This window comes from Duganella sp., from assembly GCF_039595735.1.
GTDB lineage: Bacteria > Pseudomonadota > Gammaproteobacteria > Burkholderiales > Burkholderiaceae_D > Rugamonas.
Window position 1 is genome coordinate 96539 of sequence record NZ_JBCNLB010000003.1, and the last position, 16869, is coordinate 113407.

The following is a 16869-nucleotide window of genomic DNA, read 5'->3' on the forward strand; positions in this document are numbered from 1 at the left end:
AGAATTGGTGAGAATTTGGCGACTACGCGGCCTCAATCGTGCGCACAGGAAAATTTAGTTTCGATAATATCTTAAGGTTTGGAAAAGCTGGAAGCCGAGTTATTAAAACGATAAAATAGAGTCATCTTTTTCCGTCCAAAACAGTCACCAGCCACCGTGCAAATCCCAAAAGTTCTCCTCGTCAACGACGACCAGCCCAGCCTGTATGCGCTGGAAACCCTGCTGCTCGACGCTGCCGACCCACATTTATATGAAGTGATTACTGCCGCCTCCGGCAAGGAAGCGTTGCGCCAGGTGCTGCTGCACGAGTTTGCCGTGATCCTGCTGGACGTCAGCATGCCGGGCATGGACGGCTTTGAAACTGCCGAGGCCATCCATTCGCATCCGCGCTCGGCCGGCACGCCGATCATCTTCATCACCGCCCACTACGCTGACGAGCTGAACCGCCTCAAGGCCTACCAGCATGGCGCCGTCGACTACTTGTTCACGCCGGTGATCCCGCAAATCCTGCAGGCCAAGGTGGACGTGTTTGTCGAGATGGCCAAGAAAAACATGCAGTTGCGCATCAAGACCGAGGAACTGGCGCGCCTCAACCAGGACTTGCGGGTGCAGCGCCTGCAGGATCTGGAACGCATCAACGCCGAGCTGGAACTGGAGGTCAAGGAGCGCAAGCAGGCCGAGCAGCGCGCGCATGACCTGTCCACGCGCGACGCCCTGACCAATCTGCTGAACCGCCGCGCCCTGATCCAGCAGCTGGAGCATGCGGTGGCCACCTCGGACCGCAGCGGCGTCGGCTTCGCGCTGTTGTTCCTCGACCTCGACAAATTCAAGCCGATCAACGATACCTACGGCCACGAGGCCGGCGACGAGCTGCTGCGCCAGGTGGCGGCGCGGCTGACCGCGGCGGTGCGGGTGGCCGACATCGTGGCGCGCCTGGGCGGCGACGAATTCGTGGTGCTGATCGAGGGGAAGTCGGCTTCGGCCAACGCCGCGCGCGTGGCGCGCAAGATCGAGATGGCCTGCGCCCTGCCCTTCGAGATCGGCGTCCACCGGCTGAAGACGGCGGCCAGCATTGGCATCGCCCTGTATCCGCAGGACGGCCCGAATGCCCAGGCGCTGATGAAAAACGCCGATACCGCCATGTACCACGCCAAGCAGAATGCCGCCATGCCGGTGCAGTTCTTCCACGAGGCGCTGAATGTGCGCGAGCGCGAACGCGAGCGCTGGACGCTGGAATTGCGCAAGGCCCTGGCGGCCGGCCAGCTGGAGCTGCGCTACGAACCGCAGGTGGACCTGAACAGCGGGCGCGTGATCGCCGCCGAGGCGCTGCTGTACTGGCGCCATCCGATGCACGGGGCGCTGGAAGCGGCGCAGTTCCTGCCGCAGGTGCAGGAACGCGCGCTGCTGGACCGGGTGGACGCCTGGGTGGTGGCGCAGTGCTGCTCGCAGGTCTCGCTGTGGCAAAGCCTGAGCGCCAGCGCGCACAGCATGCAGGCGCCGCCGCTGTGCATCTGGCTGAACCTGGCGACACCGCAGCTGCACGCCGAACTGCTGCAGATGCTGCTGCCGGCCATGCGCAAGCACGGGCTGGCGCCGGGCAGCATCGGCATCGAACTCAGTGAAAAACTGCTGCTGGGCGCCAGCGAGCCGCTGGCGCAGTTGCTGACGCAGATGCAGACCGCCGGCGTGCGCCTGGCGCTGGACGATTTCGGCAGCGCGCGCTCCTCGCTGGCGGCCTGCAAGCGCTGGCAGCTCAACACCCTGAAGATCGACCGCAGCTTCGTGCACGGCATCGGCAACGACGAAGGCGGCACCGACATCGTGGCGGCCGTGATCCACCTGGCGCGCGCCCTGTCGATGCGGGTGGTGGCGCTGGGCGTGGAGACCCGCCAGCAGCTGGAAGTGCTGCAGGAACTGGGCTGCCACACCTGTCAGGGCCCGCTGTTTTATCCGCCGCTGCCGGCGGCCGGCCTGCTGGAGCAAACCAGCGGCGATGCCAATCTCAACACACCTACCCTCCTAAGCAATGAGGAATAAGCCATGAACGATATGACCGACCTGGGTGAACAACTGGACGCGAAAGTGCTGCTGTCTACGCTGATGGCGCTGAAAAAAGGCGACTTTTCAGTGCGCATGCCCTCCGACTGGATAGGCATGGCGGGCAAAATTGCTGACACGCTGAATGACATCATCGATACCAAGGCACGCATGGTGCGCGAGGTGACCGAGGTCAGTCGCGTGGTGGGTCGCGAGGGGCGATTGACGCAACGGGCCGAGATGCCGCATGCGGCCGGCGGCTGGGCCACCATCATCAGCTCGGTCAACACCCTGATCGATGACCTGGTGCGGCCGACTTCCGAAATGGCGCGCGTGATCGGCGCGGTGGCGAAAGGCGACCTGTCGCAGACCATGGCGCTGGAAGTGGACGGCCACCCGCTGAAGGGCCAGTACCTGCGCGCGGCGATGACCGCCAACACCATGGTGGAACAGCTGTCCTCGTTCTCCTCCGAAGTGACGCGCGTGGCGCGCGAGGTCGGTACGGAGGGCAAGCTGGGCGGCCAGGCGCAGGTGAAAGGCGTGGCCGGCACCTGGAAGGACTTGACCGACTCGGTGAACTCGATGGCGGGTAACCTGACCTCGCAGGTGCGTAACATCGCGGAGGTGACCACGGCGGTGGCCAACGGCGACTTGTCGAAGAAGATCACAGTGGACGTGCGCGGCGAGATCCTGCAGCTGAAGGACACCATCAACGTGATGGTGGACCAGTTGCGCTCCTTCGCATCCGAGGTGACGCGCGTGGCGCGTGAGGTGGGCACCGAGGGCAAGCTGGGCGGCCAGGCGTATGTGCCGGGCGTGGGCGGCACCTGGAAGGACTTGACCGATAACGTGAACTTCATGGCGTCCAATCTGACCGGCCAGGTGCGTAACATCGCGGCGGTGACGACGGCGGTGGCCAATGGCGACTTGTCGAAGAAGATTACGGTGGACGTGAAGGGTGAGATTCTGGAACTGAAAAACACCATCAACGTGATGGTGGACCAGTTGTCCTCCTTCGCATCCGAGGTGACGCGGGTGGCGCGCGAGGTGGGCACCGAGGGCAAGCTGGGCGGCCAGGCGCAGGTGAAAGGCGTGGCCGGCACCTGGAAGGACTTGACCGACTCGGTGAACTCGATGGCGGGTAACCTGACGGGCCAGGTGCGCAACATCGCGGACGTGACCACGGCGGTGGCCAACGGCGACTTGTCGAAGAAGATCACGGTGGACGTGAAAGGCGAGATTCTGGAGCTGAAAAACACCATCAACGTGATGGTCGACCAGTTGAACTCATTTGCATCCGAGGTGACGCGCGTGGCGCGTGAGGTGGGTACCGAGGGCAAGCTGGGCGGCCAGGCCAATGTGTCCGGCGTGGCCGGCACCTGGAAAGACCTGACCGACAACGTGAACTTCATGGCGTCCAATCTGACGGGCCAGGTGCGCAACATCGCGGACGTGACCACGGCGGTGGCGAATGGCGACCTGTCGAAAAAGATTACGGTGGACGTGAAGGGCGAGATTCTGGAGCTGAAAAACACCATCAACGTGATGGTGGACCAGCTGTCCTCCTTTGCATCCGAGGTGACCCGCGTGGCGCGTGAGGTGGGTACGGAAGGTAAGCTGGGCGGCCAGGCCTACGTGCCGGGCGTGGGCGGCACCTGGAAGGACTTGACCGACAACGTGAACTTCATGGCGTCCAACCTGACGGGCCAGGTGCGTAACATCGCGGCGGTGACGACGGCGGTGGCGCGCGGCGACTTGTCCAAGAAAATTACGGTGGACGTGAAGGGCGAGATCCTGGAACTGAAAGACACCATCAACGTGATGGTGGACCAGCTGTCCTCCTTCGCCTCCGAGGTGACCCGTGTGGCGCGCGAGGTGGGTACGGAAGGTAAGCTGGGCGGCCAGGCCAACGTGTCCGGCGTGGCCGGCACCTGGAAGGACTTGACCGAAAACGTCAACCAGCTGGCGGCCAACCTGACCAACCAGGTGCGCGCGATTGCCGAAGTGGCGACCGCCGTGACGCGCGGCGACTTGTCGCGTTCCATCCAGGTGGAAGCGCGCGGCGAGGTGTCCTACCTGAAGGACAACATCAATGAGATGATCCGTAACCTGAAGGACACCACGCTGAAGAACGCGCAGCAGGACTGGCTGAAGACCAACCTGGCGCGCTTCACCCGTCTGCTGCAGGGCCAGCGCGACCTGCAGGCGGTGACCAAGCTGATTCTGTCCGAGCTGGCGCCGCTGGTGTCGGCGCACCACGGCGTGTTCTACATGATGGATTCGCAGGAGGCCGACGCCCGCCTGCGCATGATCGCCAGCTATGGTTACCGCTCCAGCCGCAAGCTGCCGACCTCCTTCCTGCCGGGCGAAGGCCTGGTGGGCCAGTGCGCGCTGGAGAAGGTGCGCATCTGGCTGACCGACGTGCCGCGTGATTACATCGTGGTGTCGTCCGGCCTGGGCGCGGCGCCGCCGACCAATATCGTGGTGCTGCCGATCCTGTTCGAGCAGCAGGTGAAGGCGGTGATCGAGATCGCCTCGCTGGACCGCTTCACCGAAACCCACCTGTCCTTCCTGGACCAGCTGATGGAATCGATCGGCGTGGTGCTGAACACCATCGAGGCAAACAGCCGTACCGAGTCGCTGCTGACGCAGTCGCAGTCGCTGGCGCAGGAACTGCAGCAGACCAACCAGGAGCTGGCGGAAAAAGCCCGTCTGCTGTCCGAGCAGAATATCGAGGTGGAACGGAAAAACCGCGAGGTGGAGCAGGCCAAACTGGCGCTGGAAGAGAAAGCCACCCAGCTGGCGCTGTCGTCGAAATATAAATCCGAGTTCCTGGCGAATATGTCGCACGAGCTGCGCACGCCACTGAACTCGCTGCTGATTCTGGCGCAGCAGCTGGGCGACAACCCGGACGGCAACCTGTCCAACAAGCAGGTGGAATTCGCCAAGACCATCCACGGCTCGGGCTCCGACCTGCTGACGCTGATTAACGATATTCTGGACCTGTCGAAGATCGAATCCGGTACCGTCACCCTGGACATCTCCGAGTACCGCTTCCAGAATCTGCGCAACTACGTCGACCGCACCTTCCGCCACATGGCGGAGGCCAAGCACCTCGGCTTCTATGTGGAGCTGAAGGACAGCCTGCCGACGGCCATGATGACCGACACCACGCGCCTGCAGCAGGTGCTGAAAAACCTGCTGTCGAACGCCTTCAAGTTCACCACCCATGGCCAGGTGTCGCTGGTCATCAGTCTGGTGAACAGCGGCTTCACCAGCGACCACCCCAACCTGCTGCACGCCGATGCGGTGCTGTCGTTTGCGGTGAGCGACACCGGCGTCGGCATCGCCGCCGACAAGCTGCAGCTGATCTTTGAAGCGTTCCAGCAGGCCGACGGTTCGACCGCGCGCAAGTACGGCGGCACCGGCCTGGGTCTGTCGATTTCGCGCGAGCTGGCGCGCCTGCTGGGCGGCGAGATCCGGGTGGAGTCGGTGGTCGGCAGCGGTTCGACCTTTACCCTGTTCCTGCCGTATAACCGCGCCGGCTTCATCAATTATGAAACCGTGCGCGCGCCGCAGGTGCGGATGCCAACGCCGGCACCGCAGGTGGTGTACACGCCGCCGCACCCGGAGCAAGAAGTGGTCAGCAACCTGCATGAGATCGAGGTGGAGCTGGACGAATACAGCAGCAGCGACGACCGCGGACTGGTGGCGCCAGGCGATCCGTCGGTCCTGATCATCGAGGACGACGAGCGCTTCTCGCAGATTGTGCTGGGCTTTGCGCGCGAAAAAAACTTCAAGGGCATCGTCACCATGCAGGGCGATTCGGCGTTGAGCCTGGCGCGTGATTATCTGCCGTCGGCGATCTTCCTCGATCTCGACCTGCCGGATATCGACGGCTTCACGGTGCTGGACCGCCTGAAGCGCGACCCAAGCACGCGCCACATTCCAGTGCACGTGATGTCCAGCCTGCGCGAGCGCGAACGCGCGCTGCGCCTGGGCGCCATCTCCTACCTGAACAAACCAATCAGCAAGGAAGTCTTGCAGGAGGAATTCAGCCGCATCCAGAAGTTCCTGTTGGGCGGCAAGCGCAGCCTGCTGGTGGTGGATGACGAGCAGGCGCAACGCGACGCCATCATTGCGCTGATTGGCGACGTCGATATTCATATCGTCGCGGTGGAAACCGGGCAGGCCGCGCTGGACGCCCTGCGCGAGCAGCACTTCGACTGCGTGGTGCTGGATCTGACGCTGCCCGACATCAGCGGCTTCGATCTGCTGGACATCATCGGCAAGGATGAATCGCTGCGCGATGTGCCGATCGTGATCAATACCGCCAAGGACCTGAACCGCAAGGAGGTGGCCAAGCTGAAGCGCTATGCCAAGACGATCGTGATCAAGGATGCGCGTTCGCCGGAGCGGCTGCTGGACGAGACGGCGCTGTTCCTGCACCGCTCCCAGGCCAGCCTGCCGGAGGCGCAGCGCCGCATGCTGGAGGAGATCCACGCGGCCGAAGGCGGACTGGCCGGACGCAAGGTGCTGATCGTCGACGATGACCTGCGCAATATCTTTGCCCTGTCCTCGCTGCTTGAGCGCCAGCAGATGCAGGTGCTGTTTGCCGAGAACGGGCGCGATGGCATCGAGGTGCTGGAGCGCGATCCGACCATCGAGATCGTCCTGATGGACATCATGATGCCGGAGATGGACGGCTACGACACCATGCGCGCGATCCGGCGCATTCCGAAGTTCAAGTCGCTGCCGATCATCACGCTGACGGCCAAGGCGATGAAGGGCGACCGCGATAAATGTATCGCGGCCGGGGCGTCGGACTACATCACCAAGCCGGTGGACGTGGCGCAGCTGCTGTCGCTGATGCGCGTGTGGTTGCACTGATGTCGTCGATCTTCGCCTCCATCAAGGCCGCCCTGACCGGCGCCGCGCCGCCAGCCGGCGACGGCGAGGCCAGGCCGCCGGACGACAGCCCGCCGGAAGGCACCGCACCCGCTGCTGCAGGCGGCGCGCCGCTGATCGTCTCGGCCGGCAGCGCGGGGCGGCGGCACTCGCCGTCCTCGGTCGAGGAACTGGAACTGGAGCTGCTGCTGGAGGCGCTGTTCCAATGCCACGGCTACGACTTCCGCGGCTACGACCGCGCCGTGGTGGCGCGCAAGGTGCAGGCGTTGCGCGGGGAGCTGGGCCTGGCCACCATCTCGGCCCTGCAGTCGCGCATCCTGCACGACGACCAGGCCTACAACGCCCTGCTGCGCGCCTTGTACGTCACGCCAGCGCTGATGTTTGACAACGCGCTGGAAGTGTCGATGCTGCGTCTGTCGCTGGGCGTCTGCCTGCACGGCGCCGCCCTGCCGCGCGTCTGGCTGGCCGACTGCGCCGGCGCCCAGCAGGCGTGGACGCTGGCCATCCTGCTGGCGCAGGAACAGCTGGCGCCGCGCACCGAAATCTATGCCACCGTGGCCAGCGACGCCATGCTGGCCGAAGCCCAGCAAGCCAGCCTGCCGATGGCGCGCCTGGGCGAGCTGCAGGCCAACTATGTGCGCAGCGGCGGCATTGGCAAGCTGATTGACTACTTCGAGGTCAGTGCCGACGGCCTGCACGCGGTGCTCAAGCCGCAGCTGAGCAGCCGCATCACCTGGGCGCAATACAACCTGGTCACCGATGCCTCATTCAACGAATTCCAGATGATCCTCGGCCAGCGTGCCCTGCCCGACTTTGGCCCGGCGCTGCGCAGGCGCGTGCTGCAGCTGTTTGATGACAGCCTGGCGCCGTTCGGCACGCTGGCGCTGGATCGGCCGCTGGACGAGCACGACCCGCTGGCGCGCCATTACAAACCCCTGCTGGCGCACCAGTCCTGGTACAAGCGCGTGGCATGACAGCGTCATTCCCGCGCAGGCGGTAATCCATGTCGCGCTGGCCGGCATGCGGCCTATGGATTCCCGCTGCGCGGGAATGACGGCAGCTATGCGGCCGCCGCGCTGGGCCGTTCGGCCATCCGGTCGCGCCAGGCCTGCAGATGCGGCATGCCCTCCTGGCCGGGCCGGAACCGCAGCAGGCCACGGGCAAACTCCAGCGCGCAAAACGCCGTGATGTCGGCGATGGTGAAGCGCTGCCCGGCCACAAACGGCTGCGCGGCCAGCACCTGATCCAGCCAGCGCGCAGTCTCGCGCATCTTTTCGCCCTGTGCCGCGCCGTATTCGGGAAACTGCGGCTGCTCCAGCGCCGCCAGGCCGGGATGCGTGTGGCGGATGCAGTTGGCGATGCCATAGAACAGGTGCAGTTCCACCCGCCGGTCAGCCATTTCGATGAAGGCGCATTCGTCGTAGCCCTCACCCATCAGGTTGGGCTCCGGCGCATAACCTTCCAGCCAGCTGCAGATGGCGCGCGTTTCGCACAGGATGCGGCCATCGTCCAGCTCCAGCGCCGGCACCCGCCCGAACGGATTGCGCGCCAGGTAGTCGGCGCTGCGGTGCTGGCCGGCGCCCAGGTCGATGTTCACCTGCTCGATGCCAGTCAGGCCTTTTTCGGCGATGAACATGGCCACGCGGCGCGGATTCGGCGCGCGCAGGGAAGTATAGAATTTCATCGCGATTGCCCCGTCTCCAGCATGGTGCGCACGGTGGCCGGATCGGCGCGTTCGGCGCGCGGCGGCAGGATGATCCCGCGCTGCACCGCCGGCCGTGCGGCGATCGCCGCCAGCCAGCGCTGCAGGTGCGGCAGGTCGTCCACCGTCACGCCCGACCAGTTATGCGTATGCACCCAGGCCCAGTTGGCGATATCGGCGATCGAATATTCGCCGGCCAGGTATTCGTGGTGCGCCAGGTGCGCATCCAGCACCCGGAACAGCCGCTTGCTCTCGCCCTGATAGCGGTCGATGGCCGGCTGGATCTTCTCCGGGAAATAGCGGTGAAACACATTGGCTTGTCCCATCATCGGGCCGATGCCGCCCATCTGGAACATCAGCCATTGCAGCACGCGCGAGCGGCCCTTGAAATCGGTCGGCATCAACTCGTGGGTTTTCTCCGCCAGGTAGATCAGGATGGCGCCCGATTCAAACACGGCGAAGTTGTCCTCGCTGCGGTCGACGATGGCCGGAATGCGGCCGTTGGGGTTAATCGCCAGGAACCACGGTTGCTTTTGCTCGCCGGCCGACAGGTCCAGCGCGTGCAGCGTGTAGGTCAGCTCCAGCTCTTCCAGCGCGATCGAGATTTTGTGGCCGTTGGGCGTGGCCGCGGTGTACAGATCAATCATGTCTCAGCCTTTTGTAGTGGTGGGCGTGGCCAAATCATAATCCCATTTGGGGTTTGACAGCGCATGCGCTTCGCCGTAGATTGCACGCTTGCCCACGAGGCTCCTCACTATAAAAAGGATAAGCATGCAACGCAGTCTGATTTCGCTCGCCGTGATGGCGATGCTGGGCATGTCCGCCGGCGCCCCTGCCCTGGCCGCCGCGCCTGCCGCCAAAACCGCGCAGGTCACCACCCAATTGCCGCGCAACGCCGTGCCGACCCATTACGCGGTCTCGCTCACTCCCGATGCGGCCAGCAGCACTTTCAGCGCCAGTGTCACCATCGCGCTGGAGGTCAGGCAGCCCACCAGCAGCCTGACGCTCAACGCCGCCGACCTCAAATTCAGCGCGGCCGCCATCAGCGCCGGTCCGGGCCAGGCGGCGCAGGCGGCCAGCAAGATCGACGTCAATGCGCAAAAGCAGACTGCCACCTTCCACTTTGCCGCAGCGCTCAAGCCGGGCAGCTACCAGCTCAAGCTCGATTACACCGGGGCGATCGGCAACCAGCCGTTTGGCCTGTTCTCGCTCGACTATGACAACGGCGGCGCCAGGAAACGCGCGCTGTACACGCAGTTCGAGGCGGCCGACGCGCGCCGCATGATTCCATCCTGGGATGAGCCATTCTACAAGGCCACCTTCGCGCTGGAGGCCACCATCCCATCAGGACAGACGGCGGTATCCAATATGCCGGTTGCTTCCAGCACGCGGCTGGCCGATGGCCGCCAGCTGGTGCGCTTTGCCACCACACCGCGCATGTCGACCTACCTGCTGTTCTTTGGCCTGGGCGAGTTTGATCGCGCCACCGCCGTGGAAGATGGCGTGGAACTGGGCGTGGTGACGCAGAAAGGCGCGCTGGCGCAGGCGCAGTTCGCGCTCGACACCTCGCGCGCGGTGCTGAAGGAGTACAACGATTACTTCGGCGTCAAGTATCCGCTGCCCAAGCTGGACAACATCGCCGCGCCCGGCCGCAGCCAGTCGTTCGGCGCGATGGAAAACTGGGGCGCGATCTTTACCTTCGAATTCGGCATGCTGCTCGATCCGCGCACCGCCACCCAGGCGGATCGGCAAACCACTTTCGTGTTTGCCGCGCACGAGATCGCCCACCAGTGGTTTGGCGATCTGGTCACCATGTCGTGGTGGGACGATCTGTGGCTGAACGAAGGTTTCGCCTCATGGATGGAGTCGCGCACCACCGCCCGCCTGCATCCGGAATGGAACTGGCCGCTGCGCGCGGTCACCACGCGCGAGACGGCGATGGAACGCGACGCGCTGGCCACCACCCACGCGGTGGTACAGCGCATCAGCAACGTCGATCAGGCCAGCCAGGCGTTCGACGACATCACCTACCAGAAAGGCGAATCGGTCATCCGCATGCTGGAGCACTACGTGGGCGAAGATGCATGGCGCGCCGGCGTGCGCAGCTACATGGCAAAGCATGCGTATGGCAACACGGTGTCCAACGATTTGTGGCGCGAGATCGAACAGGCCGCGCACAAGCCGGTGACGGCGATCGCGCATGACTTCACGCTGCAGCCGGGCGTGCCGCTGATCCGCGTGGCCGATGCGGTGTGCAAGAACGGCAAGACCACGCTGCGCCTGACGCAGGGCGAATACAGCAAGGATCAGGAGAACAAGCAGCCCTTGCGCTGGCGCGTGCCGGTGGTGGCGCAGACGGTTGGCGGCGCGGCCGCGCGCACTGTGGTCAGCGGCGGCAAGGCCACGCTGACGCTGCCCGGCTGCGGCCCGGTGCTGGCCAATGCCGGCCAGGGCGGCTACTACCGCGTGCAGTACGCGCCGCCGGCGTTTGCCGCGTTGGCCGAGAGCTTCGCCGCGCTGCCGGCCATCGATCAACTGGGCCTGCTGGCCGATAGTTGGGCGCTTGGCCTGTCGGGGCAAGCGCCGGCGGCCGGCTTCCTGGAGCTGGCCAGCCGCACCCCGCTGAACGCGGCGCCAGAGGTGTGGGAACGCATCGCCCAGGTGCTGGCCGGCCTGCGCGACCATTATGAAGACCAGCCGGAACAGCGCGCCGCGCTGGACCGCTTTGCCCGCGCGCGTCTGGCGCCGGTGCTGGCCCGCATCGGCTGGGATGCGGCCGCGGATGAAGCGGCGCCGGTGGCCAATCTGCGCGAGACGCTGATCAGTGCACTGGGCAAGGTGGGCGACCCGGCCGTGATTGCGGAAGCGCGCCGCCGCTACGCCGCCTCGGCCACCGATGCCAGCGCGCTGCCGGCCGCGCTGCGGCGCCCGGTGCTGATGGTGATTGCCGCCAGCGCCGATGCCGCCACGTGGGAACAGTTGCACGCCACGGCCAAGGCGGAGCAATCGAATATGACGCGCATCGAGCTGTACCAGTTGCTGGCGTCCGCGCGCGACAAGGCGCTGGCACAGCGCGCGCTGGCGCTGGCGCTGACCGACGAACCGGGCGCCACCCTGAGCGCGGCCATGATCAGCAGCGTGGCGGTGCGCCATCCGGACCTGGCCTTCGATTTCGCCCAGGCCCACTATGCGCAGGTGGAGAGCAAGGTGGAAGGCGGTTCGCGCAGCCGTTACTTCGCTGCGCTCGGCAAGCACTCGGCCGATCCGGCCATGATCGGCAAGCTGCGGGCGTACGCCAGACAGCGCTTGGCGGCCGATGCGCAGGGCGACGCCAAAACCGCCATCGCCGCGGTCGAGTATCGCATCAAGGTGCGCAGCAAGCGCCTGCCGCAGATCGACGCGTGGCTGGCGCAGCACGCCGGCTAGGCAAAAAAAAACCAGCATCATCGTGAGATGGTGCTGGTCGCAAAACGCTCGAGAGCGTGGGGATGTGCGGTGGTCCGGCGACGATGCTGTCGACTGGACGAAATTTGTGCCGGGCTTGATCGGTCCGGCAACCGGGCGCCGGGCTTAACCTTGCGCTATGGGTGCTACTTTGCCACCGATCGGCAAGGGCAGGCTTAGGACTTCATTAAGGAAGCTGAAAGAATGGAGAGTGCGCAGATGGTGCCGGTGTTTCAGGCCACCGGCCAGCCTGCTGAGCTATGCTCTGTGGTGTTCCGCATCGTCTTGGATGCGGGGCCGGGCAGAACACGCTGTCGCCAGCGCAAGCGATAATAATTGGACAATATGACGGCCAAATGACGCATCGACAAATCACTTTCGCGGCCCTCGCCTTGTGCGCGCTGGCCGCCTGCTCGCCGCTGCCGCCGCCGGCAGCGCAGCCCGCGCAGACGGCGCAGCCCGCACCGGCCGCTGCGGCGAAGCCGGTCATGCCGGCCGCTGCGCCGGCGCCAACGCAGGCTGCGGATGCCGGCCCGCTGCTGCGGATCGACAGCGCGCGCTCGCTGATCGTGGTCACCGTGCGGCGCGGCGGCGTGCTGGCGCGGCTCGGGCACGATCACGTGGTGGCCAGCCACGCCATCAGCGGCACGGTCGCGCCGCGCCAAAACCGCGCCGATTTCACGTTCCGGCTGGACGAGATGAAAGTCGATGAAGCAGACCTGCGTCAGATCGCGGGCCTGGACCGGCAGCCCTCGGCCGACGCCATCGCCGGCACCCGCCACAACATGCTGACCAAGGTGCTGGACGCCGAGCGCTATCCGCTGGTGCGCGTGCACGCCGAGCGCGGCGCGCCCGGCCAGCCGCTGCAGGTGGCGATCACCCTGCACGGCGTGACGCGCACGCTGGCGCTGCCGGTGACGCTGCGCGAAGAACATGGCGTCATCACCGTCACCGGGACAACCACATTGAAACAGACGGATTTCGGCCTGACGCCCTTCTCGGTCATGGCTGGCGCCATGGCGGTGCAGGACCAGATGGAAGTGCGCTTCGAGCTGAGCGCCCGATAAAAAAAAGCCCGCGGCACTTGGTAAGGCGCGGGCTAAAGGTTTCAAATCGGGAGAGACTTGAAAGAGCAGAGACAGTATCTCCTCCACGCATGACGCCATGATGACATGGACGCTGCCGAACACACTTTTTTTAGCGCGCGATGATCAGGCGCAGGCCGAGGCCGACGAAGATGGCGCCGGCCACGCGGTCCATCCATTTGCCGGCGCTGGGCGTGCGGTTGATCCACGCGCCCACCGCACCGGAAAAATAGCCCAGCAAGCCAAACAGCACAATCGCCTGCGCGGTGAACAGCAGGCCCAGTTGCGCCGTCTGCCAGCCGGCGTCGCCGCGCTCGGCCACCACGAACTGCGGCAGGAAGGACAGGAAGAACAGCACCACCTTGGGGTTGATGGCGTTGGCAAACAGGCCCTTGGTGAACAGCTTGCCCAGACTTTCATCCGGCAAGGCGGCGCCCTCCACGCGCGCACCGCCACGGCTGCGCAGTGCGCCGTAGCCGAGCCAGATCAGATATGCTCCCCCGAGCACCTTCAAGGCGCCGAAGGCCAGCGGCGAGGCTTTGATCAGCGCGCCCACGCCCAGCGTGGCCAGCACGGTGTGACTCAGGCAGCCCAGCGCGCAGCCGAGGCCAAACATCATGCCCTGGCGCCGCCCGCGCGACATGCCCACGCTGAGCACCATCAGGTTGTCGGGGCCGGGCGAAATGGTGATCAGCAGCGCGGCGCTGAGAAATCCTATGAATTGTTCGGGTGAGATTAACAAGATGGTTTCCTGAGGTGCAAAGCCGCCATCATACCAAATCGTTAATTTCTCGTTTAAAATGGCTGTTACCACCTTTTACGGATAGCCGGCGCACGGAACCCTGATGAGTAAAGCGAGCACGATCCACCGCCTCAGCGCGCACCTGCCCCGCTTTGCTTTGCTTCTGCTGCTGGCCGCATGGGCGCTGTGGGTGGCGCCGGCGCGGGCGCAGGCCATCGCCCTCACCAGCACCAGCATCGACCTGGCCAAGGCCGGCCAGCTGTATGCCGACCGCGGCGAGCCCTATCCGATCAACGCCGCCGGCCTGCCTGCCATGCTGGCGCGCCTGCAGCCGGCGCCGCGCGTCGATCTGCTGGGCGGCAGCTACTGGCTGTATGCGGAGCTGCGCAACGACAGCCGCCAGCCGCAGTGGGTGATCGATCCGAACGACACGCTGATCGACATGGTCGATATCCAGGTCTACGGCGAGGATGGCAGCATCCACCAGATGCTGACCGGCTACCGCCAGCCGCACTCCTACCTGCTACACTACGGCAAGGACATCGACCTGCAGCCGGGCCAGCGCTATCATGTGCTGATCCGCTTCTCCAGCCCTTACTACGCGCGCACGCCGGTATTCTCGGTGCTGCCGCGCAGCGCCTACCAGCAGCTGGTGGCCAGGGAGAATGTGCTGATTATCGGTTCGACCGGCGCGCTGCTGGCGCTGACGGTGTTCAACTTCTTCATCTACTCGATCACGCGCGAGCGCTCCTCGCTGTACTACTCGCTGTATGTGCTGTGCTATGCGGTGGCGTGGGGCATGACCTTCCACCTGTCGGCCGATCTGTTTGGCTGGCACGAGCTGCACTGGCACTACGTGCCGTTCTTCCTGTTGCCGGTATTGAGCACGCTGTTCTACACCACCTTCCTGCGCCTGAAGGACCAGGCGCCGCGCCTGTATGCGCTGAGCCGCGTCAACATCGTGCTGCCGCTGGTGACGCTGCCCAGCTGCTTCCTGTTCCTCAGCTATGCCCACACCATTGCCACCGTGGTGATCACCATCTGGATGACCATGGCGCTGGTGACCGGCATTCTGGTCTGGCGGCGCGGCTACCACCCGGCGCGCTTCTTTGTGCTGGGCTTTGTGGCGCTGATGATCCCGGGCCTGCTGATCCTGCCGGCCAATCTCGGGCTGATACCGGCCGTGGTGGCCAACGCCCAGCTGTTCACGCTGCTCGGCGGCACGCTGGATGGGGTGCTGCTGGCGTTTGCGCTGGCCGACCAGATCCGCCTGCTGCGCAACAACCTGGAACAGCGCGTCAACGAGCGCACCGCCGAGCTGACCGAGGCCAAGGAGCACGCGGAAGTGGTCAGCCGCCACCGCATCGACTTCCTGTCGGCCATGAGCCACGACATCCGCACGCCGCTGGCCGGGGTGATCGGCATGATCAAGTTCGCCCTGCGCGACCAGTCGGTGCGCGGCCGCACCGAGGAGTATCTGCGCATCGGCCTGCAGAACAGCGAGTCGCTGCTGGCCATCCTCAACGACATCCTGGACTTTTCCAAGATCGACGCCGGCCGCCTGTCGATCGAAACCGTCGACTTCGACCTGATCACGCTGATCGACGACGCGGTCGGCATCCTGCAGCAGCAGGCCGACGCCAAGAGCCTGCTGCTGCGCTACGAACTGGCGCCGGACCTGCCGCGCTATGTGCGCGGCGACCCCACGCGCCTGCGCCAGATCCTGCTTAACCTGCTGGGCAACGCCATCAAGTTCACCGACCGCGGCGAAGTGCGGCTGGAGGTGTCGGCGCTGCAGACCGCCAACGGCCGCACCAGCGTCAGTTTCGATGTCAGCGACACCGGTCCCGGCATCCCGGCCGAAACGCTGCCACGGCTGTTCCAGAAATTCGAGCAGGCCGACCACTCCACCACGCGCCGCTACGGCGGCACCGGCCTGGGACTGGCCATCTGCAAGGAGCTGGTGGAGCTGATGGGCGGTTCGATCGCGGCCGCAAGCCGGGTTGGCGCCGGCTCCACTTTCAGCTTCACGCTGCCGCTGCTGCCGGGCAGCGCGCCGGCCGCCGATCCGGCCGCACTGCCGCGCAAGGAGCACCACGCCTACCGCCTGCGCGTGCTGTGTGCGGAAGACGTGCGCACCAACCAGATCATCGTCAGCACCCTGCTGGAGGGCATGGGGCACGACATCCGCATCGTGGAAAACGGCCTGCAGGCGCTGCACGCGCTGAGCAGCGCCGCCTACGATCTGGTGCTGATGGACGGCCGCATGCCGATGATGGACGGCGAACAGGCCGCGCGCCTGATCCGCGCCGGCGGCGGCGAGGATTACCGGGTGCTCGATCCCGACATCCCGATCATCGCGCTGACCGCCAACGCCAGCGACCATGACCGCGCGCGCTATCTGGCGGTCGGCATGGACGGCTTCCTCAGCAAGCCGGTCGACGAGCGCCTGCTGTACGACCAGGTGGCAAAGGTGATCGCCCAGCACCTGAGCCGCGGCCGTCCGCTGCGCCCGGCCAATGCGACGCGGCTGGCGGCCGAGCGCCTGGCGGCGCTGGACCAGCAGTTTGGCGTGGCCGCGCCGGCGGCAGCGGCCGACACGGTGCAGATCATGCCGCTGGCCGGGATGTCGCACAAACATATGCAGCGCATCACCCAGGCCTTCCTGGACGAGGCGCCGCGCCGGCTGGAGACGGCGCGCGCGGCGGTCATGGCCGGCAACAGCGGCGCGGCGGCGGCCGCCATCCACGCGCTCAAGGGCAGCGCCGGCTACCTTAACTCGTCCCAGCTGCATACCCTGTGCCACGCCATGGAGGCGGCCGCCAACGCCGGCGATCTGGGCCAAGTGACCGGCATGCTGCCGGCGGTGGAGGCGGTGCTGGACAAGGCCTGCGCCGACCTGCGCGCGGCCGCGGCCTAGGCCGCGCCAGCAGAGTTGGCGGTTTTCCGCC

General features: G+C 65.5%; 9 protein-coding genes. 6 read left to right on the plus strand and 3 right to left on the minus strand.

The genetic code is table 11. From position 1 onward, the window contains the following. Positions 1 to 156: 156 nt before the first annotated feature. Genes ABDW57_RS07900 through ABDW57_RS07910 form a run of 3 tightly spaced genes read left to right on the plus strand, consistent with a single transcriptional unit; the run spans position 157 to position 7919 of the window. Positions 157 to 2037 carry an EAL domain-containing protein gene (locus tag ABDW57_RS07900; RefSeq protein ID WP_343729658.1) on the plus strand — a complete coding sequence of 627 codons (1881 nt, stop codon included), beginning with the start codon at positions 157 to 159 and terminating at the stop codon, positions 2035 to 2037. Between the two features lie 3 nt (positions 2038 to 2040). Continuing rightward, on the plus strand, positions 2041 to 6927 hold the full coding sequence (locus tag ABDW57_RS07905) for a HAMP domain-containing protein (RefSeq protein ID WP_343729659.1): 4887 nt from the start codon (positions 2041 to 2043) through the stop codon (positions 6925 to 6927). Then, entirely contained in the window at positions 6915 to 7919 is a 1005-nt protein-coding gene (locus tag ABDW57_RS07910) for a CheR family methyltransferase (RefSeq protein WP_343729660.1), read from the plus strand. Before ABDW57_RS07905 ends, ABDW57_RS07910 begins: the two co-directional genes overlap by 13 nt. Positions 7920 to 8005: 86 nt before the next feature. On the opposite strand, the gene ABDW57_RS07915 is transcribed toward ABDW57_RS07910, so the two are convergent. Continuing rightward, complete coding sequence (locus ABDW57_RS07915; RefSeq protein WP_343729661.1) at positions 8006 to 8629, minus strand: glutathione S-transferase family protein; 624 nt, start codon at positions 8627 to 8629, stop codon at positions 8006 to 8008. Beyond that, complete coding sequence (locus tag ABDW57_RS07920; protein WP_343729662.1) at positions 8626 to 9294, minus strand: glutathione S-transferase N-terminal domain-containing protein; 669 nt, start codon at positions 9292 to 9294, stop codon at positions 8626 to 8628. Before ABDW57_RS07920 ends, ABDW57_RS07915 begins: the two co-directional genes overlap by 4 nt. 124 nt (positions 9295 to 9418) lie before the next feature. On the opposite strand from ABDW57_RS07920, the gene ABDW57_RS07925 reads away from it, so the two are divergent. Next, the gene (locus ABDW57_RS07925) at positions 9419 to 12073 is read left to right on the plus strand and encodes a M1 family metallopeptidase (RefSeq protein ID WP_343729663.1); all 2655 of its coding nucleotides are present in this window, start codon (positions 9419 to 9421) and stop codon (positions 12071 to 12073) included. A gap of 374 nt (positions 12074 to 12447) precedes the next feature. Then, positions 12448 to 13158 carry a YceI family protein gene (locus ABDW57_RS07930; RefSeq protein WP_343729664.1) on the plus strand — a complete coding sequence of 237 codons (711 nt, stop codon included), beginning with the start codon at positions 12448 to 12450 and terminating at the stop codon, positions 13156 to 13158. A gap of 130 nt (positions 13159 to 13288) precedes the next feature. On the opposite strand, the gene ABDW57_RS07935 is transcribed toward ABDW57_RS07930, so the two are convergent. Next, a complete protein-coding gene (locus ABDW57_RS07935) occupies positions 13289 to 13918 on the minus strand; it encodes a LysE family translocator (RefSeq protein WP_343729665.1) in 630 nt (209 codons plus the stop codon). A gap of 103 nt (positions 13919 to 14021) precedes the next feature. Between ABDW57_RS07935 and ABDW57_RS07940 the strand changes: the two genes are divergently transcribed. Next, positions 14022 to 16838, plus strand: coding sequence for an ATP-binding protein (locus ABDW57_RS07940; protein ID WP_343729666.1), 2817 nt, complete (start codon positions 14022 to 14024; stop codon positions 16836 to 16838). The last annotated feature ends 31 nt before the right edge of the window (positions 16839 to 16869 follow it).